Genomic DNA, 19,025 nt, shown 5'->3' with positions numbered 1-19,025 from the left:
TGTGGACCTTGGACGACATCGGCTTGCCGTCCGGTGGCGACTCGGCTGGAATGGGGACATGCATCCTTCACCGGATGCCGACGTTTATGATTACCAACCGGCTTCGCCGCCAGGGAAAAGCAATATGAGTGAGCACGCCATCGAATTCTTGCAGGGATGGATTGGCGAAAAAGTCCATTGCCAGTCCCACGCCAGGATCGAGAAGCAGGCCGAGACGCTGGCCAGGGAATGCGCTGCCAAGGCGGCCGAGGTCGGCATACCGCTGGAGGATATCCAGGAAGAAGTCGGCGATATCCAGGAACTCATCGCCTCCCGGCTCGAGGAAGCGGCCGAGGCCGACGAGCACCAGCAGGCCGCGAGCAAGGCTGCGGAATAATTCAGGAGCAATCCTGTATGAATACGCGGACCATTCGGTCCGCGTATTTGTCTCAGCCGAATTTCTCCTTCAGCCACGCCTTCGGCAGCGCCGGCACGAAATTGCCGTCGCGGCCGGTCATGTCCTCGTTGGCGACCATCGCATTGAGGACGGCTTCCTCGACGCCCTGGACCACGGCATCGAAGAACGGATCGATGTCGCTGTCGGGGATGAACTCGGCGCGAGCGATCCGGCCCGGCGGCGCCAGGGCCGCGTCGGGATTGGCGGTAGAGAAGGCGAGGAAGATGTCGCCGGAACTGTGATAGCCGAAGCCGCCGGTCATGGCGACGCCGAGCGGCACACGGCGGGCCAGCCGCTTCATCTGATGCGGCAGGAACGGTGCGTCGGTGGCAATAACGGCGATGATCGAGCCTTTTTCGGCACGTGGCGTGCCTTCGCGGATCGCGGGTTCGACGAGCTCCGGCCCGGCGCGCAGGCCTCGAAGCGTGAAATTGCGCCGCTTGCCGAAATTCGCCTGCACGAAGGCGCCGACAGTATAGGCACGCCCTTGCCATTCGGTGATGCGCGACGCGGTGCCCGAACCGGCCTTGAAGCCGAAGGCGATCATGCCGGTGCCGCCGCCGACGCTGCCTTCCTCGATCGGTCCGCTGGCGGCACCGTCGAGCGCCTCGGCAACATGCCCTGATGTCACGTGGTGGCCGTTGATGTCGTTGAGGAAGCCGTCATAGGTTTCAGCTGCCACCGGCAGTCCCCAGCCGCTGTCGAGTGCGGCTGGCAGCACCTTGCTCATCCAGCGCAGCGTACCGTCGCGCGAAACGCCGCAGGAATGCGTGTTGGTGACGGTGATGGGGAAGTTGAAGGCGCCGGTCTCCTCGACGATATGCGAGCCGGTCAGTTCGCCATTGCCGTTCTGGCTGAAGATGCCGGCGAAGACCGGTGTGGCAAGGTCGGCCCGCGGCCTGGGCAGGATCGCGGTCACGCCGGTGCGCACCGGTCCCTGGCCTACGACGAGCGGGCCGTCGCCTGAAATCAGCGTGGAATAGCCGACCGACACTCCAGCCACGTCGGTGATCGCGTTGAACGGGCCGGGCGTGCCGTCGAAGCCGATGCCGAAGCTTCGCGCGCGCGGCTTGCCGGAGGGCGTTTTGTGATGATGCGGATTGTCTGTCATGTCACGGTTCAGAATAGGGAGCCCTGGCTGCCGGGCTCCTTGGCCTTGATCGCGGTTTTGGCGGCCGGTCGTGGCCGCGCCGAGCCGCTGGTCGCGACCGCATCCGCCGTCCCGTCGGCGAACTCCAGGGACAGCGCCATCCCCGCCGACAATTCCGCCGCACGCTTGACGACGGCGCCGTCGGCATCCTTCACCAGGGCGAAGCCGCGTGCCAGCACGGCCTTGTGCGACAGCGTCGCCAGCAAGCGGTCGGCCTGGGCGACGCGACTGCGCAGCCGCTCCAGCCTCAGCGATGCCGCATGCGTGCTGCGCCGCGTCAGCGCGGTCAGGAAATCCCTTTGGGTCCGCTGCCGCCGCGCCGTGGGCTCTATGGTGATGCGGCCCTGCAGCGCCGCCAATTGCTGCCGGTGCCGCTGTAGCGACGCCCGGGCGCATTTCGGCAATTGATCGGCGGCGCGATTGAGCTCCGCGCGCCGGGCTCTCGTCAGCGTGCGCAACGCGCCCTGTGCCCGCAGGAGATTGCGCTCGTTGGTCCGCCGCGCCTCGGCGATTCGCTGCGACAGCATTGCCGGCGTCAGTTTCAGGGCGAGGAAGCGTCCCCGCTTGCGTTCGGTCGAAACCATGAGGCCGCGCCCGAGCCGGCTCGCCGCCTCGTCGAGGCGACGACGTGGCAGCGCCAGCAACTGATCGGGCGAGGGCAGCGCACGCGCCGCCGCGCGCACGGACTGGCGCTTGCGCTCGAAATTGCGCGAAACCGCAGCCTTGAGCCGTGCGCCGAGACTGGCGAGCGCCGCTTCGAGGTCGGCCTTCACCGGAACGGCGATTTCGGCCGCCCCCGTTGGCGTCGGCGCCCTCACATCCGCGACGAGGTCGATCAGCGTCCAGTCGGTTTCGTGGCCGACGGCCGAGATCACCGGAATGGCGGAGGCGGCGACGGCACGGGCCAGGGCCTCGTCGTTGAAGCCCCACAAGTCCTCGAGGCTGCCGCCGCCCCGCGCCACGATCAGCAGGTCCGGGCGCTCGATGGTGCCATCCCTTGCCAGCGCGTTGAAACCGGCGACGGCGGCGGTCACCTCGGCGCCCGCGGTTTCGCCTTGCACCCGCACCGGCCAGACGAGCACATGCAGCGGAAAACGATCCTTGATCCGGTGGATGATGTCGCGGATGACGGCCCCCGTCGGCGAGGTGACGACGCCGATGACGCGCGGCATGAAGGGCAGCAACCGCTTGCGGCCCCCCTCGAACAGGCCTTCGGCCTGCAGCCGGCGCTTGCGCTCCTCCAGCAGCGCCATCAAGGCTCCAGCGCCCGCCGGTTCCAGATTGTCGATGACGATCTGGTAGTTGGATTTGCCGGGATAGGTGGTGAGCCTGCCGGTGGCGATCACCTCCATTCCTTCTTCGGGGCGGAATTTCAGCCGGCCCATCGTGCCTTTCCACACCACGGCGTCGAGCCGCGCGCGGTCGTCCTTCAGCGTGAAATAGGCATGGCCGGAGGAGTGCGGCCCGCGATAACCCGAGATTTCACCGCGCACCCGCACATTTCCGAAGGCATCCTCGACCGTGCGCTTCAGGGCGCCTGATATTTCGCTCACCGTATATTCGGTGGCGTTGCTGCGTGATTCGGATGCTGCTTCGCTCATCGGCCGATTGGGGGGTGGTTGCGCGCCGGCGTCAAGCTGGCTGTTTTCAGGTCGGCGTTCAGGTGCGTCTGATCGCTTACCAGCCCGGCAGGATCTGGTTCGGCTTGGTTCGCCGCATCTTGCTGAAGGCGAGTGCCGCGAAATCGAACGTTCCCGCCTCTTCGCCAAGCGGCACCGAGATGTTGTCCAGGCTTTCGGAAATGTGCCGGGCCAGCGCATCGACGATCTCCGGCCGCGAGGTTTGGCCGCGCATGATGCCGATGCGGCAGTCGGGCAGGGCGCCGAAGCCGTCGGCCTCGCCCAGCACCCGCATGCCGGGCCTGAGCGCGCATTCCGGCAGCACCGAGATCGCCAGGCCCGACAACACCGCGGCGGTGATGACCGTTGCGGAAAAGCTGGTGAACAGGATGCGATAGTCGCGGTTCTGCTGGTCAAGCACGTCGACGGCGGCGCGCCGCCAGATACAGTTTGGCCGGCCAAAGGCCATAGGCAGCGTTTCCTGCTCGTGCGTGGCATGGTTGGCCGAGGTGACCCACAGCAGCGGTTCGCGCCGCACCACCTCGGACTGGCCGCGCACGTCGTTATGCGTCACCAGCGCCAGGTCGAGATTGCCGCGCTTGATGTGTTCGACCAGCCCCGGCGTCGGTTCGCAGACGACGGTCAGTTCGACGCGTGGATTGGAACGCGTGAAGCGCGCCATGATCTCGGGCAGGAAACGGTCGGCGTAGTCGTCCGGCGTACCGATCCGGATCGTGCCTTCGAGCCGCCGGTCGTCGAAGGCGGCCAGCGTTTCGCGGTTGAGATAGAGCAGCCGTCTTGCGTAGGAAAGCAGCTTGTCGCCTTCCTCCGTCAGTCTGTTGCTGCGCCCTTCCTTTTCGAACAGCGGCTTGCCGATCCGCTCCTCCAGCCGGCGCATCTGCATCGACACCGCCGACTGGGTGCGGTGCACCTCTTCGGCCGCCCGGGTGAAACTGCCAGTGTCGGCGATCGAGATGAAGGTCTGCAACTGATCGAGATCGAGCGGCGCTTTCATCGGCATGATCCATCACTAGTGTTGATGCTTAAGATTAGAAACATTCGTTGGATTAATCAATCGAGCAATGGCAAATTACTGATGTCCACATGAAGGCATGTGAATCGAAGCCGGAACGGCCGCTGTCGCCAGCGCCGATCGCTTGGTTTTGCCCATTCGAGTCTGAAGGAGACCGACATGGTTACGTTTGATTTCGCCACCGAGACCTCGCGCATCACCACGCGTCCGGCCGTTGCGACGCGCGTGATCAATGCGGTCTCCAATGTCTACCAGGCCTGGAAAAACCGCCGTGCCTTCTATCGCCTCGGCGAGATGTCGGACGCCGAGCTTGCCGATATCGGCCTGACGCGCGCCGACCTGCACGTCGCCATCGACGTGCCGTTTGGCCGCGATCCGACGGCGATGCTGCGCGAAATCGCCAGCGATCGCGTCGAAACCATCGAGGACATCGCCCGCAGGGTGGCCTGATCGGTTGAATTTCGGTCCCGCTGAACCTTTTCATCAGTCAGCGCGACCAAGGTTCATGCAGGCTTCCCACTCCCTGCCGGTCCCCCGCCGGCCTGCCTGCACGCTGCCCGGTCCTCCCAAGGACCGGGCTTTCTTTTTGCGCGAGGCAAAAGCCAAAACCTGGGCGACGGCTACCGCCGATCCATGCCGCGCTTGAACTGGTCGAAAATCGACTCCATGCCTTTCTGGTAGTCGTCGCGCTGCTGCGCTCCGGTCTCGAACATCTTGCCAAACAGATCGTCGAACGGGTTCGTCGGCCTGCCGCTCGGATTGGCCTGCGGCTGCGGCGCCTGGGGCTGCCGCCGAGCTTGGGGCTGCGGCGCCGGCTGCTCGCCGCCTGATGCACCGCCACCCTGCCGCAGCATCTCCTCGAAGATCTTGCCTAGCGGACTGTCGCCATAGGGGCTCTGGGTCTGCTGCGGCTGAGGCTGGTCCTGCGGCGGCTGCGCGCCACCGCCGAACATGTCCTGCAGCACCTTGCCGAGCGGATTGTCGCCAAAGGGGTTCTGTGTCTGCTGCGGTTGTGGCTGGGATCGGCTTTGCGGCTGTGGCGCGCCGCCGCCGAACATGTCCTGCAGCACCTTGCCAAGCGGGTTGTCCATCGGGTCTTGCGATGGCGGGCTCGGCTGCGGCGCCGGCGCCTGGGCGCCGCCCAGGCCGCCTCCCTGGCGCATCATCTGCTCGATGATCTCGCCCAGCGGATTGCTGCCGGCGGCGCCGAAGCCGCTGGCCGCCTGCATCTGCCCCCCGGCCAACTGATTGGTGGTCTGCTTGAACAGCCCGCCCATCATCATCGAGGCCAGGGCCGGCAGCATCTGTTGCAGCACCTGCTGGCTGATACCGGTCGCTTGCGCCGCCTGGCCGGCAACCGCGCGCGACAGATCCTTCGAGCCGAACAGATGCCCCAGAATGCCGTTGCCCTCATTGATGCCTTGCGGCGAGAAGGCCCGGGTCGCGTCCTCGAAATACTTGGCGTGCTGACCGCTCGCCATCGCCGTCATGAAGGCGCCGAGCCCATAGGGATCGGCGGTGTTGCGCCTCAGTCCTTGCGAAAAGGCAGGCAGCAACGCCTCCACCGCAGATTGCGTCTGCTGCATCGAGAGCCCGTATTGTTGGGCAAGCGCCTGCATGCCGCTGCCGTTCTGGGCTTGTGCCAGCATGTCGAACAAGGAAGGCATTGGTCTCTCCTCCGGAAATCCCCGCCGGAGAAGCCTAATTCGTTTCCACCGCCGATTGAAGCGGCTTTTGCAGGAGCTCGGCCGCCTCAAAGCCGAGGGTCAATAGGCGTATTCCATGAACACCGGCTCGATCGAGCCGCCCCAGCGTGTGTGGTAGGCCGACAGCATCTCCTCGGCGCTGGTGGTGCCGCGCGCCACGACCTCGTCGAGCGTGTTGAGGAACGAGGTCTCGTCATAGCCGTCGCGGTTCTTCTTGCCGCGGTTCTTCAGCCCCATGCGCGAGATGGTAAGCACGTCGCGAGCGATGTCGCGCAACGTGGCGTTGCGGAACGGCGCCGAAATGCCTTGTTCGGGCACGGCGTTGCGCATCGCCAGCACTTCCCCGTAGGTCCAGCTCGAGGTCAGCGCCTCCGCCGCATCGAGCGCTGCCTCGTCATAAAGCAGCCCGACCCAGAAGGCCGGAAGGGCGCAGATGCGCCGCCACGGCCCGCCATCGGCGCCGCGCATCTCGAGAAAGCGCTTCAGCCGCACGTCGGGGAAGAGCGTCGACAGATGGTTAGCCCAGTCGCCCATCGTCGGCAATCCGTCCGGGATTTCATTGCGGACGGCCCCGGCCATGAACTGACGGAAGGTGACGTGCGTCATGTCGTGGTACTGGCCGTCGCGGATGACGAAATACATCGGCACGTCGAGTGCCCATTCGACATAGTCGGCAAAACCGAAATCGGGCGAGAAGCAGAATTCGAGCAGGCCCGAGCGTTGGTTGTCGGTGTCGCGCCAGATGTCGCCGCGCCAGCTCTGCAAGCCGTTCGGCCGGCTTTCCGTGAAGGGCGAATTGGCGAACAGCGCCGTCGACAGCGGCTGCAGCTTCAGCGACACCTGCATCTTGCGCCGCATGTCCACCTCGCTCTCGAAGTCGAGATTAACCTGGATCGTGCAGGTGCGGTACATCATGTCGAGGCCCTTGGTGCCGACCTTGGGCATGTAGCGCGTCATGATCTCGTAGCGCGACTTCGGCATTTTCGGCGTCTCGGCCAGCGACCATTTCGGGCTGCCGCCAAGGCCAAGGAAGCGGATGCCCATCGGCTCGGCGATCTCGCGCACCTGCGCCAGGTGGGCATTGCCCTCGCGGCAGGTCTGGTGGATCGTCTCCAGCGGCGCGCCGGAGAGTTCGAATTGGCCGCCGGGCTCCAGCGAAATCGCGCCCTGGCCGGTCGGCTCGACCAGGCCGATGATGCGGCCGTCATCGATGATGGGGTCCCAGCCGAGCTTTGACTGCATGCCTTCGAGGATGGCGCGTATGCCGCGCTCGCCGCCATAGGGCACGGGCCCGTTGCCGTCGACGTAGAACGGGAATTTCTCGTGCTCGGTGCCGATGCGCCACTTGTTCCGCGGCTTGTTGCCCTCGGCCAGATGCGCGACGAGTTCGTCCATGCCTTCGATCGGCCGGAAATCGGTTGTGTCGCGCGCCATCATCAAGCCCCTGCGGCGCTATGATCCCGAAATCGACCTCGATTTTCGGGATATGCGCCAAAATCAAAGTACTACAGCGGCCTTTGCGCGTCGACGCGCGGCACTGCAGGGCGGCCGGAAGACCGCCGGCGCTAGATGGACGAAATGTCAGTAGCCGATCAAGCGAAAAATCCTGAGCCAGAGGTCAACAGGAATTGAACGATGCGGCTCTTCCCATCTCCACAAGAGGGGAGGAAGAAACCCTCACCAATCGCCGATTGTGGCCTGCATCACCGCCAGTGCGGCCACGGCGGCCGTATCGGCGCGCAGGATGCGCGGGCCGAGCGGAATGGCAGTAACGAAAGGCAGAGCGCGCAACAGCTTGCGCTCCTCATCGGAAAATCCGCCTTCCGGCCCGACCAGCAGGCCGAGCTTCCTTTCGCTTACCGCTTGCAGCGCGGGCAGGGGATTGTTGGTCGAAGCGTCCTCGTCGCAGAAGACCAGCCGCCGCTCCGTGTCCCAGCCGGTCAGCAGGCGTTCGAACTTTTCCGCTTCCCGCACCTGCGGCACCGCAAGTATGCCGCACTGCTCGGCCGCCTCGACGACATTGGCGCGCAAGCGGTCGATGGAGGGTTTGGCCACTTGCGTGTGCTGGGTGATGACCGGCTGCAGCACGCCGGCGCCCATTTCGACAGCCTTTTGCACCAGATAGTCGAGCCGGCCTTGCTTCAGCGGCGCGAAGCAATAGACGAGATCGGGCAGCGGCGGCTGCGGCCGTTGCCGCGCCAGCACCCTCAGCTTCACCGCCTTCTTGGATTTGGCCGCGATGGCCGCCGACCATTCGCCGTCGCGGCCGTTGAACAACAGGATCTCGGCGCCCTCGCCAAGCCGCAGCACATGCAGAAGATAATGGCTCTGCTGGTGGCCGGCGTCGAACTCGATCTCCGGCCCGAGATCGTCGGGCACGAACAGGCGTTGCATCTTGTAATTGGCGCGCATGGCCGAGGAATGGGCGAGCCGGCGGTTGCCGTCAAGCCTTGGCGGAAGGATGCCAGACGGGTTCGTAGCCTCGCCTCAGCACCCCGATCGTGGTCGGCGGCGTCAGCAGCCGTAGCGACCGATGAGCGAGGTCGTTGAAATCCTGCGCTCCGCAATATCCTGCGAACGACCAGCGCAGCGCCTTGCCGCGACGCAAGGCGTAGGCATTGCCTCCACCCTCGACCATCGTGCCGTCGGGCAGGCCTGCAAGCTCGTCAGCCTCCACCACCGGCGGCTTGCCGCCCGCGGCCAGCCGCTCCTTGTGCAGCCGCTTGTCGACCTGCGGCGCGCGCGGCTCCGTTATGCCGAAGGCTTCGCCGAAGCGACCCACAAAATCCCTGGCCCGTTCGCGCCGGCAGAAGAAGCAGGGCCGATGGCCCGCCGCCAGCGCCGTCACCTCGTCGAGGAAGAACAGTTCCGTCCAGCCCGCCTTGGGTCCCGATAGATCATCACGTCGCCGGTTGCGGCCCATCGGCTCGCGCCGCACGTCGCCGAAGTCGCAGACGCAGATGATCCAGGCGTGAAGCGCCCAGCGTTTTTTCAACAGCGTCCTGGTCTCGGGATCGTGGATGATGCCGCGATTGCCCATGAACAGGCCGCGCTCGGGCACGGCGTGGATAGCGCCGAACGGATCGACCCGGTTTTGCAGTGGCATAGTTTTCTCCGCGCGCCCGCATCTTGGCTGAAATGCCGGCGCCATGATATCGCTCGTCGCATCGTTTTCACGTCAGCAGGGTTTTGCGATGCGGGTGCTGGTGGTCCAGAACTACGACAACACCGGCCTCGGCCAGGTCGGCGCGGCACTTGCGGAAGCCGGTGCCGATCTCGACATCCGCCTTCCTTACAAGGGCGATCCGCTGCCGGATGATGCGAACGGCCACGACGCCATGGTGGTGCTCGGCGGCGGCCAGAACGCGCTGGCCGATGAGGAATATCCCTATTTTCCGGCGCTGCTCGAACTGACCCGCGATTTCGCCGGCAAGAACCGCGCGGTGCTCGGCATCTGCCTCGGCAGCCAGCTGGTTGCCCGCGCCTTCGGCGGCGAGAACCGCATCGGCGGCGCCAACGAATTCGGCTGGCGCGGCGTTTCGCTGACGCCGGACGCCAAGGCCGATCCGGTGCTGGCCGAGCTTCCGGAAAAGTTCCCGATCTTCCAATGGCACGACGACACCTTCGTGCTGCCTGAAAACGCCGTGCGGCTCGCCGGCAATGATGTCGCCGAGAACCAGGCGTTCCGCGTCGGCCGCGCCGTCTACGGCTTCCAGTTCCACTTCGAGGCCGATCGGCCGCTGGTGAAGGACTGGAGCACCTCTTTCGCGCCGATCATTGCAGCGCGCCACCCCGACTGGGCCGGCAAGCTCGAGGGCGAAATGGCCCGTAACGGACCGGATGCCGATGCTGCCGGCCTTGCCATCGCCCGCGCATGGGTGGCGACGATCTGAGCATCATCTCTGCGGACCAGGGCGTGGCATAATTGGCACGCGGCGGTGAATCCGCCTGGGGAAAACCGGTTTCGTCCTTGGCTTGTGTACGCCCGCCATCCTAGAAGGCGCGCGCTCTGCATCACCGGTGCAACCGCGACGGACCTTTGTGTGGCCCGTGCGACACACCGCCGATACAGAACGTGCCTAGAAGCGCGAAATCGTCGAAACTTTGAGACGTATTTTCGGTTTCAACGCATTGGTAACCGCCTCGTGCACAGATGCAGGAAGCTCAACAAGAGATGACGTCCGTGAAAGCAGCGCTTCTGTCCTTTGCCATGATGTCCGCCATCGTGATTTGCGGTCTCGGCATCTATGCGGCCGATGCCGCCAACAACCACAACGCCGTCGACGGCTACGGCGTCACCGCTTCGCTGCGCTGAATAGCCGGACCGTTCGCGTCGTTTCCGCGACGCGCGCCACTCAAGCTTCCCTTATTGTCATTGTCAGAATGCGTTTGTCGGCGTCCTCGACAACGAGCGCGCTCAGCATGCCTGATTGCCAGGCGAGCGTATCGACATTGACGCGGTTGGCCATGACCTCCGCCTCGGGAACGGGCGTGTGGCCGTGCACCACGATCTTCGGGAAAAGGCCGGCGTGATCGTGGAAAACGTCGCGGATCCAGATCAGATCCTGCGGATTCTGGTTCTCCAGGGCAACGCCTGGCCGGATGCCGGCATGGCAGAAGAAGAAGTCGCCGAAGCTGATTGAGAAGGGTAGCGAACGCAGGAAATCGATATGGTGTTGCGGTACTGCTTCGAGCAGAGCCTGATGCCCCCGTCTCATCGTCTCCATCCTGCCGAACCAGCCGGCGTCGGCCGCGAGGGGCACACCGTAGGATAGCGCCGTCTGGACCCCGCCATAGCGCATGAAAAGCCCGTCCGGGTCAGGGGTATCGAGAAAATCGAGAAATCCGAGATCGTGATTGCCGGCAAGCATCAGGTTTCGCGGATCGCGTTTGCGCGCCTCGATCAGGAAATCGACGACGTCCTTGGAGTCCGGCCCACGGTCGACATAGTCGCCGAGGTGGATGACGCGCCAGTCGCGAGCCGGCTTCCATTCGAGCTCGCTCTCGATCCGCTGATGCATGGCGGCCAGCAAATCGAGCCGGCCATGGACATCGCCGATTGCGTAGAGACGCATGCCGTCCGGTCCGCGCGCGTCCAGGAAATGAATGTCGGGTTCTGCCAACGTATCGCTGTCTCCGTGATCAGGCCGTCGCCGACCTGGCTAGCGCCGGATCTGGTCCTTGCCCATGTCGGTCACCAGACGTTTTCCGCACAGGGCCAGTGTGATGTCCATCTCCTTACGGATGATTTCCAGCGCCTTGGTAACGCCTTCCTTGCCGAGCGCGCCCAGGCCGTAGAGAAACGGCCGGCCGATATAGGTGCCCCTGGCGCCGAGGCACAGTGCCTTCAGCACGTCCTGGCCGGAGCGGATGCCGCCATCCATGTGCACCTCGATCCTGTCGCCGACCGCGTCCGCGATTTCCTCCAGCGCCATGATCGACGAGGATGCGCCGTCCAACTGACGCCCGCCATGGTTGGAAACGACGATCGCGTCGGCGCCCGTTTCAGCGGCCATCAATGCGTCTTCCTTGTCGAGAATGCCTTTCAGGATCAGCTTGCCGCCCCAGCGTTCCTTGATCCAGGCGACATCCTTCCACGACAGATGCGGGTCGAACTGCTCCGTCGTCCATGACGCCAGCGAAGCCACGTCGCCGACGCCCTTGGCGTGGCCGACGATGTTGCGGAACGTGCGGCGCTTCGTGCCGGCCATGCCCATCCACCAGCGCGGACGGACCGCGATGTTGGCCATGTTGGCCAGCGTCATCTTGGGCGGCGCCGAAAGTCCGTTGCGGACATCCTTGTGCCGTTGGCCGAGGATCTGCAGGTCGAGCGTCAGCACCAACGCCGAGCATTTCGCCGCTTTTGCCCGGTCGATCAGGTCAAGCACGAAGTCCTTATCGCGCAGCACGTAAAGCTGGAACCAGAACGGCTTCTTCGTCACCGACGCGACATCCTCGATCGAGCAGATGCTCATCGTCGACAGCGTGAACGGCACGCCGAATTCCTCGGCCGCCTGCGCCGCCAGCATCTCGCCGTCGGCATGCTGCATGCCGGTCAGGCCGGTGGGGGCCAGCGCCACCGGCATGGCCACCTTCTCGCCGATCATGGTCGATTCCAGTGAGCGGTTGCTCATGTCGACCAGCACGCGCTGGCGGAACTTGATCTTCTGGAAGTCCTCCTCGTTGGCCCGGTAGGTGCTCTCGGTCCATGCGCCGGAATCGGCATACTCGAAGAACATCCTGGGCACACGCCGTCGCGCCAGGTCCTTGAGGTCGGCAATGGTGAGAATGTCGCTCATCGTGTCCCCGCTTGATCGATATCGTTCAGGAGCGTTTGCGCGCCGGTTCGGCATCGCCGGCTTCAGAGCGTTGCCTGAGCCTGAGCCGCGATACGCGCTGCCAGTCGCCGCTGCGCTCGGCTTGCGCCATCGACCGCTCGACATAGATCATGTGGTCCATCGCCGCCTGCCGCGCGCCGGCCGGGTCGCCGGCCTTGACCGCGATGTGGATCGCCCGGTGCTGGGCCAGCAGCGCATCGCGCGCGCCGGGCACCGTGAACACCAGCAACCGGTTCTGGAACACGCCTTCCGACAGCAGCCTGTAGCAGGAGCGCAGCGTATGCAGGAGCAGGATGTTGTGCGCGCATTCGCAGATCGCATGATGGAATTCGACGTCGATCTCGGCTTCGTCGTCGAAATCCCCGGTGCGGTGCGCTTCGTCCATGCGTGCCATGATGCGGTCGAGCAGGGCCAGGTCCTCCGGCGTGGCGCGCCGCGCCGCATATTCGGCGGCGATCCCCTCCACCTCGCGGCGATACTCCAGGTAATCGGCCACCGCCTTGCGGTGCGTCGAGATCAGGTCCGCCACCGGCTTGGTGAACAGCTGGCCGATGATGTCGGCGACATATGTGCCGCCGCCCGGCCGCGTCGTCAAAAGGCCGCGTCCCTCGAGCGCCTTCAGCGCGTCGCGCAGGATCGGCCGGGACACATCGAACTGGCGTGCCAGCTCGCGCTCGCCAGGCAGCCGGTCGCCGGTGCGCAGCACGCCTTCGAGGACGAGGCTTTCGATCTGCTGCACCACCTCGTCGGCGGTTCGCGAGTGCTCGATCCTGGAAAAAATGTCGCTCAACGGCATGCCTGGGAGTGTTGAACCGGTGTCGCGCAAGATAAAGCCAGCGTCGCCAACTGGTCAAATTATTTATCCAATTGGCCGAAGCGTGTCGGCTTCCCCGCTCGCGCCCCTATCCTCTTCGGCTAAACTTTGCTGTTTGCGTCAGGAGCCTATTGGCTCTAGAGGACGCAACTGCAAGAGGGTTCAAAGAAACCCGGGGAACAAGCCGTGTCGCACGACCCGTCCAATCTCGAATTTCAGCCGCGCGCCAAGGGCAGCGTGCTCGGATTTCCGGCGCATGAGGGACGGCCCGGCGCGCTGGGCGAAGTCCATGCCCGTCCGCACCCGCTGATCGAGAAGCCGCGTGTGCTGATCCAGCTCGCCTTCATGACCGAGGGTGGCGCCGGCGTCGATCATTCGGTGCTTTCCGAGTTGTCGCGCCGGCTCGGCATAGCCGCGCCCGACCGTCAGGCCCGCCATCACGCCATGAGATGGGGCCAGGGCTCGTTGCGCTGGGAGCGGCATACCGAATTCTCCACCTATCTGTGGGAAGGGCCGCTTGCCGAAGGCGGCAAGGGCCAGGAGGATTCGCCGTTCGGCAACGGATTTTCTCCACCCGGAACCGTTATTTCAGGCATCCGGCTCGAGATCCGCAAATGGACGCAGGCGGGCGAGCGGTCGATCGCCGGCTTCGATCCGACCAGCCTCTGCTATTCGCTGGTCGAACGCGGCAATGCTGCAATCGTCACCGATTTCCGCCAGGATGGCGACGGCCTGACCCGTATGCTGATCCTTGACCGCGGCCTGACGCCGGCCAGCACCGGCGCCTTGTCGCAGCGGCTGATCGACATCGAGACCTATCGCACGCTGGCCATGCTCGGCCTGCCGCTGGCGCTGGCCTTGTCCGGCCGCGCCCGCCGTATCGAGGACAGGCTGGCCCAGATCACGCTGGAGATGAAACTCGCCGAGACCCGCGACAGCCAGAAATTGCTTGCCGACCTGACCGAACTCGCGGCTGAGTTGGAAGCTGACGCGGCGTCGAGCCTCTACCGGTTCGGGGCCAGCCGTGCCTATGACGGCATCGTCGGCGAAAGGCTGGAAGCGCTGGAGGAAGAGGCCGTACAGGGATATGACACCTGGGCGGGGTTCCTGCGGCGGCGCATGGCGCCTGCCATGCGCACCTGCCGTTCGGTCGAGGAGCGTCAGGCCAATCTGTCGCGCAAGCTGACGCGCGCCACCACGCTGCTGCGCACCTGGGTCGATGTCGAGGTCGAGAAGCAGAACCGCGACCTGCTCGCCTCGATGAACAATCGCGCCCGGTTGCAACTGCGCCTGCAGCAGACCGTCGAAGGCCTGTCGGTCGCGGCCGTTTCCTACTATGTCGTCGGCCTCGTCGGCTATGTCGCCAAGGGCGCCTCGATCTTCGGCCATGCCTTCGCGCCCGAAGTGGTCACGGCGGCGTGTGTGCCGCTCGCCATCCTGCTGGTCTGGTGGGGCGTGCGGCGGGTGCGGCGCATGCATTCCGAGCCGACGAAACATCCGGGCGAGTAGGCGCGCCTTTACTTCCCACAGCGTAAAGCGCGCCAGCGGCAGATTGCCGCTACGGAAGGCGTCCGTTGCGTCCGTGTCCGCTCTCGGTCAAAGCGGGGTTTGCAACCGACGCCCTTCACTGGTAAAAGATTTTGACCAGTCACGCGAGATGAGGCTGCCGATGTCCGGCCTTGCCATGCCCAAGCCAGACGACGCCACGATGCGCCGGCGCGGCGAGATCGTCGCCGACATGCGCATTATCGTGCCGGGCGAGGGTGTGGTCGACGCGGCCAACGAAATGCGCGCCTTCGAAAGCGATGGCCTGACCGCCTACCGGCAATTGCCATTGGTCGTGGTGCTTCCCGAAACGGTGGCACAGGTTTCGCGCGTGCTGAAATACTGCAATGACCGCAACATCCGCGTCGTGCCGCGCGGCTCCGGCACCTCGCTGTCGGGCGGCGCGCTGCCGCTGGAGGACGCGGTGCTCCTGGTCATGAGCCGCTTCAACCGCATTATCGAGATCGATTTCCCCAATCGCATCGTCGTCGCCCAGCCGGGCGTCACCAATCTCGGCATCACCACCGCCGTCGAGCAGGAGGGTTTTTACTACGCCCCCGACCCATCTTCCCAGATCGCCTGCTCGATCGGCGGCAATGTCGCCGAAAATTCCGGCGGCGTGCACTGCCTCAAATACGGCCTGACCGCCAACAATGTGCTCGGCATCGAGATGGTGCTGATGAGCGGCGAGGTGGTGCGGCTCGGCGGCAGGCATCTGGACGCGGAGGGCTACGACCTGCTCGGCGTCATGACCGGCTCCGAAGGCCTGCTGGGCGTCGTCACCGAAGTCACCGTGCGCATTTTGAAGAAGCCGGAGACGGCACGTGCGCTGCTGATCGGCTTCCCGACCAGCGAGCAGGGTGGCCAATGCGTCGCCGACATCATCGGCGCCGGCATCATTCCGGGCGGCATGGAGATGATGGACCGCCCGGCGATCCACGCGGCGGAGGATTTCGTCCATGCCGGATATCCCCTGGATGTCGAGGCGCTGCTGATCGTCGAGCTCGACGGGCCGGGCGTCGAGGTCGATCATCTCATCACCGCGGTCGAGGCGATCGCCATCCGCAACGGTTCGACCACCTGCCGCATTTCGCAGTCGGAGCAGGAGCGGCTGAGCTTCTGGGCAGGGCGCAAGGCAGCCTTCCCCGCGGTCGGCCGTATCTCGCCCGACTATTATTGCATGGACGGCACCATCCCGCGCAAGGAACTGCCGCGCGTGCTGGCCGGCATGCGCGAGCTCTCCGAAAAATACGGGCTCGGCGTCGCCAATGTCTTCCATGCCGGCGACGGCAATTTGCATCCGCTGATCCTCTATGACGCCAACGTGCCGGGCGAACTCGACAAGGCCGAGAGTTTCGGCGCCGACATATTGCGGCTGTGCGTCAAGGTCGGCGGCGTCTTGACCGGCGAGCATGGGGTGGGCGTCGAGAAACGCGACCTGATGCCGGAAATGTTTAACGGGATCGACCTCGACCAGCAGATGCGCGTCAAATGCGCCTTCGATCCCAATCATCTGCTCAACCCGGGAAAGGTGTTCCCGCAGCTGCGCCGCTGCGCGGAGCTGGGGCGCATGCATGTGCATCGCGGAGAGTTAGCGTTTCCGGACATTCCGAGGTTTTGAGGGTTATGTCAGCGCCTGAACGCCCCCCTCTGTCCTGCCGGACATCTCCCCCTCACGGGGGGAGATTGGCAGCTTCGTCGCTTCGCCCTTCCGCCAACGCTGGAGATTGGCGAAACCCGGCGCGGCATCCAATCTCCCCCCTTGAGGGGGAGTTGTCCGGCAGGACAGAGGGGGGCGCGAAGGAACGCGGCATTCCCGCATATTGCGCATCGGCGCCATGACCACCTTCACTCCCATCACCCCTTCCGAAGTTCTCTCCACCGTCGCCTGGGCGGCGGCGGAAGGCTCGCCGCTCGAAATCCTCGGTCACGGCTCCAAGCGCGGCATCGGCCGTCCGCTGCAGACCGAGCACACGCTCGACCTGTCGAGGCTCGCCGGGGTCACGCTCTATGAACCAGCCGAACTGGTGCTGTCCGCAAAGGCCGGCACGCCGCTGGCCGAAATCGAGACGCTGCTGGCGCAAAACGGCCAGCAACTCGCTTTCGAGCCGATGGATTACGGCCCGCTGCTCGGCGGCGAGCCGGGCAAGGGCACGCTTGGTGGTGCGCTTGCAGCGAACCTCTCCGGCCCGCGCCGGCTGAAGGCGGGGGCGGCGCGCGACCATATCCTGGGCATCAACGTGGTGTCCGGCCGCGGCGAGGCATTCAAATCCGGCGGCCGCGTGGTCAAGAATGTCACCGGGTACGATTTGTCCAAGCTGATGGCCAACAGCTGGGGCACGCTGGCGGTGTTCACCGACGTCACCTTCAAGGTGCTGCCATCGGCCGAGACCGAGGTCACGCTCGCTGTCCGCGGCCTGCTCGACGATGCGGCCGCCGCGGCGATGGCGCTGGCGCTCGGCTCCAGCGCGGAAGTATCGAGCGCCGCGCACCTGCCGGAGCGGATTGCCGCACGGGTTGCCGCAGGCGTGCTCGGCAACGATGCGGCCACGCTGCTGCGGGTGGAAGGTTTTGGCCCCTCCGTCGTCTATCGCATCGCCGCGCTGAAGACGTTGCTCGGAAATGCCGGACCACTCGAAGAGATTTCCAGCGAAGCGTCGGCTGCCCTGTGGCGTGACGTGCGCGATTGCAGGCCTTTCGCGGACAACAGCGACAAACCGGTCTGGCGCGTATCGATGGCGCCTGCCCAGGCGCACCAGATGGTTTTCACGCTGCGCATGCAGGCTGCCGTCAGCGCCTTCTATGACTGGCAGGGCGGACTGGTGTGGCTGCGCATGGAGGAGGGTGACCCGGAAGCGACGCTGCTGCGCGGACTTCTGAGAAAACATGGCGGCGGCCATGCGACATTGGTGCGCGCGGCTCCTTCGCACCGTGCCGCCCTGCCGGTGTTCGAGCCGCAGGCTCCCTCACTGGCAGCGCTCAGCCAGCGGCTGAAGCACGAATTCGACCCCAAGAACATCCTCAATCCCGGCCGCATGGCCTAGGACATCAAGAGATGCAGACCAATTTCTCGCCCGCACAGCTTGCCGACCCGCATGTTGCCGAGTCGGAAAAGATTCTGCGCAAATGCGTGCATTGCGGTTTCTGCACCGCTACCTGCCCGACCTATGTGACGCTGGGCAACGAACTCGATTCACCGCGCGGGCGCATCTACCTGATCAAGGATATGCTGGAAAACGGTCGCCCCGCCGACAAGGAGATCGTCACCCATATCGATCGCTGCCTGTCCTGCCTCGCCTGCATGACCACCTGCCCGTCTGGCGTCAACTACATGCATCTGGTCGACCATGCCCGCGCCCATATCCAGCAGACCTATAGGCGGCCGCTGCTCGATCGCCTGACCCGCGCCATGCTGGCCCTCGTCCTGCCCTATCCCCAGCGTTTTCGCGCCGCGCTCAAATTGGCGAAACTGGGCAAGCCGTTCATCGGCCTGTTCGAGAAGATCCCGGCATTGAAGCCGCTTGGCGCAATGCTCAAGCTCGCGCCGGAATCGATCCCGGGAGCATCGCCGATGGCTTCGCCGGGCACCCATACCGGGCAGGGGGCGAAGAGGGGCCGCGTCGCCATCCTCACCGGTTGCGCGCAATCGGTGCTCGATCCCGCCATCAACGACACGACCATTTCACTGCTGACGCGGCTTGGCGTCGAGGTCCTGGTGCCGCCGGGCGAGGGCTGTTGCGGCGCGCTCGTCCATCACATGGGCCGCGAGCAAGCCGCCCTTGCTTCTGCAAGGCAAAATGTCGATGCCTGGACCCGCGCGATTGAACAAGGCGGGATCGATGCCATCATCATCACCGCGTCGGGCTGCGGCACGACCATCAAGGATTACGGTTTCATGCTGCGGCTTGATCCGGCCTACGCCGAAAAGGCTGCACGTGTCTCCGCGCTGGCCAAGGACATTACCGAATACCTGACCGCCATCGACCTGCCCGAACCGGTGCGCAAGCCGGGCACGGTCGTCGCCTATCATTCGGCCTGTTCGATGCAGCACGGCCAGAAGATCACCCGCCAGCCTAGGGAATTGTTGGCCAAAGCCGGTTTCATCGTTCGCGAGCCGCGCGAAGGGCATTTGTGCTGCGGTTCGGCCGGCACATACAACATTCTGCAGCCGGATATTTCGGCCAGGCTGCGCGACCGCAAGGTGAAAAACATCGAGGCTACCGGCGCTTCGGTCGTCGCGACCGGCAATATCGGCTGCATAACGCAGATCGCGTCTGCCGCGAAGCTGCCGGTGGTGCATACGATCAAGCTGCTCGACTGGGCCTATGGCGGGCCGAGGCCGGAAGGTGTCGCGGAACCCGGCCTGATCGCCGCTGAGTAGGGG

The 19,025-nt window shown here is 65.0% G+C and carries 18 protein-coding genes; 8 read left to right on the top strand and 10 right to left on the bottom strand.

Features of this window, described 5'->3' with window-relative positions; translation table 11 throughout:
- Positions 1–124: 124 nt before the first annotated feature.
- Positions 125–376, top strand: a complete 252-nt coding sequence (locus tag LB541_RS17685) for a DUF768 domain-containing protein (RefSeq protein WP_140498383.1) — start codon at positions 125–127, stop codon at positions 374–376.
- Between the two features lie 52 nt (positions 377–428).
- Here LB541_RS17685 and LB541_RS17680 read toward each other — a convergent pair whose 3' ends face one another.
- The 3 genes from LB541_RS17680 to LB541_RS17670 form a co-directional block, all read right to left on the bottom strand.
- A complete protein-coding gene (locus LB541_RS17680; protein ID WP_140558658.1) occupies positions 429–1,547 on the bottom strand; it encodes a P1 family peptidase in 1,119 nt (372 codons plus the stop codon).
- Positions 1,548–1,555: 8 nt separating this feature from the next.
- The gene (gene xseA / locus LB541_RS17675) at positions 1,556–3,187 is read right to left on the bottom strand and encodes an exodeoxyribonuclease VII large subunit (protein ID WP_224619154.1); all 1,632 of its coding nucleotides are present in this window, start codon (positions 3,185–3,187) and stop codon (positions 1,556–1,558) included.
- A gap of 76 nt (positions 3,188–3,263) precedes the next feature.
- Positions 3,264–4,220 carry a LysR substrate-binding domain-containing protein gene (locus tag LB541_RS17670; RefSeq protein ID WP_140498380.1) on the bottom strand — a complete coding sequence of 319 codons (957 nt, stop codon included), beginning with the start codon at positions 4,218–4,220 and terminating at the stop codon, positions 3,264–3,266.
- Between the two features lie 177 nt (positions 4,221–4,397).
- On the opposite strand from LB541_RS17670, the gene LB541_RS17665 reads away from it, so the two are divergent.
- Positions 4,398–4,688 (top strand): DUF1127 domain-containing protein, encoded by a 291-nt coding sequence (locus LB541_RS17665; RefSeq protein ID WP_140524803.1) that lies wholly within the window; start codon positions 4,398–4,400, stop codon positions 4,686–4,688.
- Between the two features lie 170 nt (positions 4,689–4,858).
- On the opposite strand, the gene LB541_RS17660 is transcribed toward LB541_RS17665, so the two are convergent.
- The 4 genes from LB541_RS17660 to LB541_RS17645 form a co-directional block, all read right to left on the bottom strand.
- The gene (locus LB541_RS17660) at positions 4,859–5,905 is read right to left on the bottom strand and encodes a DUF937 domain-containing protein (RefSeq protein WP_140581224.1); all 1,047 of its coding nucleotides are present in this window, start codon (positions 5,903–5,905) and stop codon (positions 4,859–4,861) included.
- Between the two features lie 99 nt (positions 5,906–6,004).
- The gene (locus LB541_RS17655) at positions 6,005–7,378 is read right to left on the bottom strand and encodes a glutamate--cysteine ligase (RefSeq protein WP_140498377.1); all 1,374 of its coding nucleotides are present in this window, start codon (positions 7,376–7,378) and stop codon (positions 6,005–6,007) included.
- Positions 7,379–7,621: 243 nt separating this feature from the next.
- Positions 7,622–8,356 (bottom strand): 16S rRNA (uracil(1498)-N(3))-methyltransferase, encoded by a 735-nt coding sequence (locus tag LB541_RS17650; RefSeq protein ID WP_140498376.1) that lies wholly within the window; start codon positions 8,354–8,356, stop codon positions 7,622–7,624.
- 31 nt (positions 8,357–8,387) lie between these two features.
- Positions 8,388–9,050: a hypothetical protein gene (locus LB541_RS17645; RefSeq protein WP_140498375.1), complete on the bottom strand. Its 663-nt coding sequence runs from the start codon at positions 9,048–9,050 to the stop codon at positions 8,388–8,390.
- Positions 9,051–9,138: 88 nt separating this feature from the next.
- On the opposite strand from LB541_RS17645, the gene LB541_RS17640 reads away from it, so the two are divergent.
- Both LB541_RS17640 and LB541_RS17635 read left to right on the top strand, forming a co-directional pair.
- Positions 9,139–9,837, top strand: coding sequence for a type 1 glutamine amidotransferase (locus LB541_RS17640; protein ID WP_140498543.1), 699 nt, complete (start codon positions 9,139–9,141; stop codon positions 9,835–9,837).
- Between the two features lie 281 nt (positions 9,838–10,118).
- A complete protein-coding gene (locus LB541_RS17635; RefSeq protein WP_181165325.1) occupies positions 10,119–10,259 on the top strand; it encodes a hypothetical protein in 141 nt (46 codons plus the stop codon).
- Between the two features lie 40 nt (positions 10,260–10,299).
- On the opposite strand, the gene LB541_RS17630 is transcribed toward LB541_RS17635, so the two are convergent.
- Genes LB541_RS17630 through LB541_RS17620 form a run of 3 tightly spaced genes read right to left on the bottom strand, consistent with a single transcriptional unit; the run spans position 10,300 to position 13,072 of the window.
- Positions 10,300–11,067, bottom strand: coding sequence for a metallophosphoesterase family protein (locus LB541_RS17630; RefSeq protein WP_140498373.1), 768 nt, complete (start codon positions 11,065–11,067; stop codon positions 10,300–10,302).
- 39 nt (positions 11,068–11,106) lie between these two features.
- A complete protein-coding gene (locus LB541_RS17625; protein WP_140623977.1) occupies positions 11,107–12,243 on the bottom strand; it encodes an alpha-hydroxy acid oxidase in 1,137 nt (378 codons plus the stop codon).
- A gap of 25 nt (positions 12,244–12,268) precedes the next feature.
- Positions 12,269–13,072 (bottom strand): FadR/GntR family transcriptional regulator, encoded by an 804-nt coding sequence (locus LB541_RS17620; RefSeq protein ID WP_140515030.1) that lies wholly within the window; start codon positions 13,070–13,072, stop codon positions 12,269–12,271.
- 210 nt (positions 13,073–13,282) lie between these two features.
- Here LB541_RS17620 and LB541_RS17615 point away from each other — a divergent pair, with 210 nt between their 5' ends.
- The 4 genes from LB541_RS17615 to glcF all read left to right on the top strand — a co-directional run bounded on the left by LB541_RS17615 (position 13,283) and on the right by glcF (position 19,022).
- Positions 13,283–14,605, top strand: a complete 1,323-nt coding sequence (locus LB541_RS17615; protein ID WP_140581214.1) for a DUF3422 family protein — start codon at positions 13,283–13,285, stop codon at positions 14,603–14,605.
- 160 nt (positions 14,606–14,765) lie between these two features.
- Entirely contained in the window at positions 14,766–16,262 is a 1,497-nt protein-coding gene (locus LB541_RS17610) for an FAD-linked oxidase C-terminal domain-containing protein (protein ID WP_140623975.1), read from the top strand.
- A 217-nt stretch (positions 16,263–16,479) separates the two neighbouring features.
- Positions 16,480–17,685 carry a glycolate oxidase subunit GlcE gene (glcE, locus tag LB541_RS17605; RefSeq protein WP_140623973.1) on the top strand — a complete coding sequence of 402 codons (1,206 nt, stop codon included), beginning with the start codon at positions 16,480–16,482 and terminating at the stop codon, positions 17,683–17,685.
- A gap of 11 nt (positions 17,686–17,696) precedes the next feature.
- Positions 17,697–19,022, top strand: a complete 1,326-nt coding sequence (glcF, locus tag LB541_RS17600; protein ID WP_140632325.1) for a glycolate oxidase subunit GlcF — start codon at positions 17,697–17,699, stop codon at positions 19,020–19,022.
- Positions 19,023–19,025: the final 3 nt, after the last annotated feature.

It is taken from the genome of Mesorhizobium sp. BR1-1-15 (assembly GCF_020165475.1).
Classification (GTDB): Bacteria; Pseudomonadota; Alphaproteobacteria; order Rhizobiales; family Rhizobiaceae; genus Mesorhizobium.
Note: the sequence above shows the minus strand (reverse complement) of the source record. Positions and strands in the feature narration are given on the sequence as shown.

Coding starts and splice junctions, on each gene's coding strand:
- LB541_RS17660 (WP_140581224.1), bottom strand. CDS start 5,905: ATGCCTTCCTTGTTCGACATGCTGGCACAAGCCCAGAACGGCAGCGGC.
- LB541_RS17645 (WP_140498375.1), bottom strand. CDS start 9,050: ATGCCACTGCAAAACCGGGTCGATCCGTTCGGCGCTATCCACGCCGTG.
- LB541_RS17685 (WP_140498383.1), top strand. CDS start 125: ATGAGTGAGCACGCCATCGAATTCTTGCAGGGATGGATTGGCGAAAAA.
- LB541_RS17635 (WP_181165325.1), top strand. CDS start 10,119: ATGACGTCCGTGAAAGCAGCGCTTCTGTCCTTTGCCATGATGTCCGCC.
- xseA (WP_224619154.1), bottom strand. CDS start 3,187: ATGAGCGAAGCAGCATCCGAATCACGCAGCAACGCCACCGAATATACG.
- glcF (WP_140632325.1), top strand. CDS start 17,697: ATGCAGACCAATTTCTCGCCCGCACAGCTTGCCGACCCGCATGTTGCC.
- glcE (WP_140623973.1), top strand. CDS start 16,480: ATGACCACCTTCACTCCCATCACCCCTTCCGAAGTTCTCTCCACCGTC.
- LB541_RS17680 (WP_140558658.1), bottom strand. CDS start 1,547: ATGACAGACAATCCGCATCATCACAAAACGCCCTCCGGCAAGCCGCGC.
- LB541_RS17640 (WP_140498543.1), top strand. CDS start 9,139: ATGCGGGTGCTGGTGGTCCAGAACTACGACAACACCGGCCTCGGCCAG.
- LB541_RS17670 (WP_140498380.1), bottom strand. CDS start 4,220: ATGAAAGCGCCGCTCGATCTCGATCAGTTGCAGACCTTCATCTCGATC.
- LB541_RS17610 (WP_140623975.1), top strand. CDS start 14,766: ATGTCCGGCCTTGCCATGCCCAAGCCAGACGACGCCACGATGCGCCGG.
- LB541_RS17665 (WP_140524803.1), top strand. CDS start 4,398: ATGGTTACGTTTGATTTCGCCACCGAGACCTCGCGCATCACCACGCGT.
- LB541_RS17655 (WP_140498377.1), bottom strand. CDS start 7,378: ATGGCGCGCGACACAACCGATTTCCGGCCGATCGAAGGCATGGACGAA.
- LB541_RS17625 (WP_140623977.1), bottom strand. CDS start 12,243: ATGAGCGACATTCTCACCATTGCCGACCTCAAGGACCTGGCGCGACGG.
- LB541_RS17650 (WP_140498376.1), bottom strand. CDS start 8,356: ATGCGCGCCAATTACAAGATGCAACGCCTGTTCGTGCCCGACGATCTC.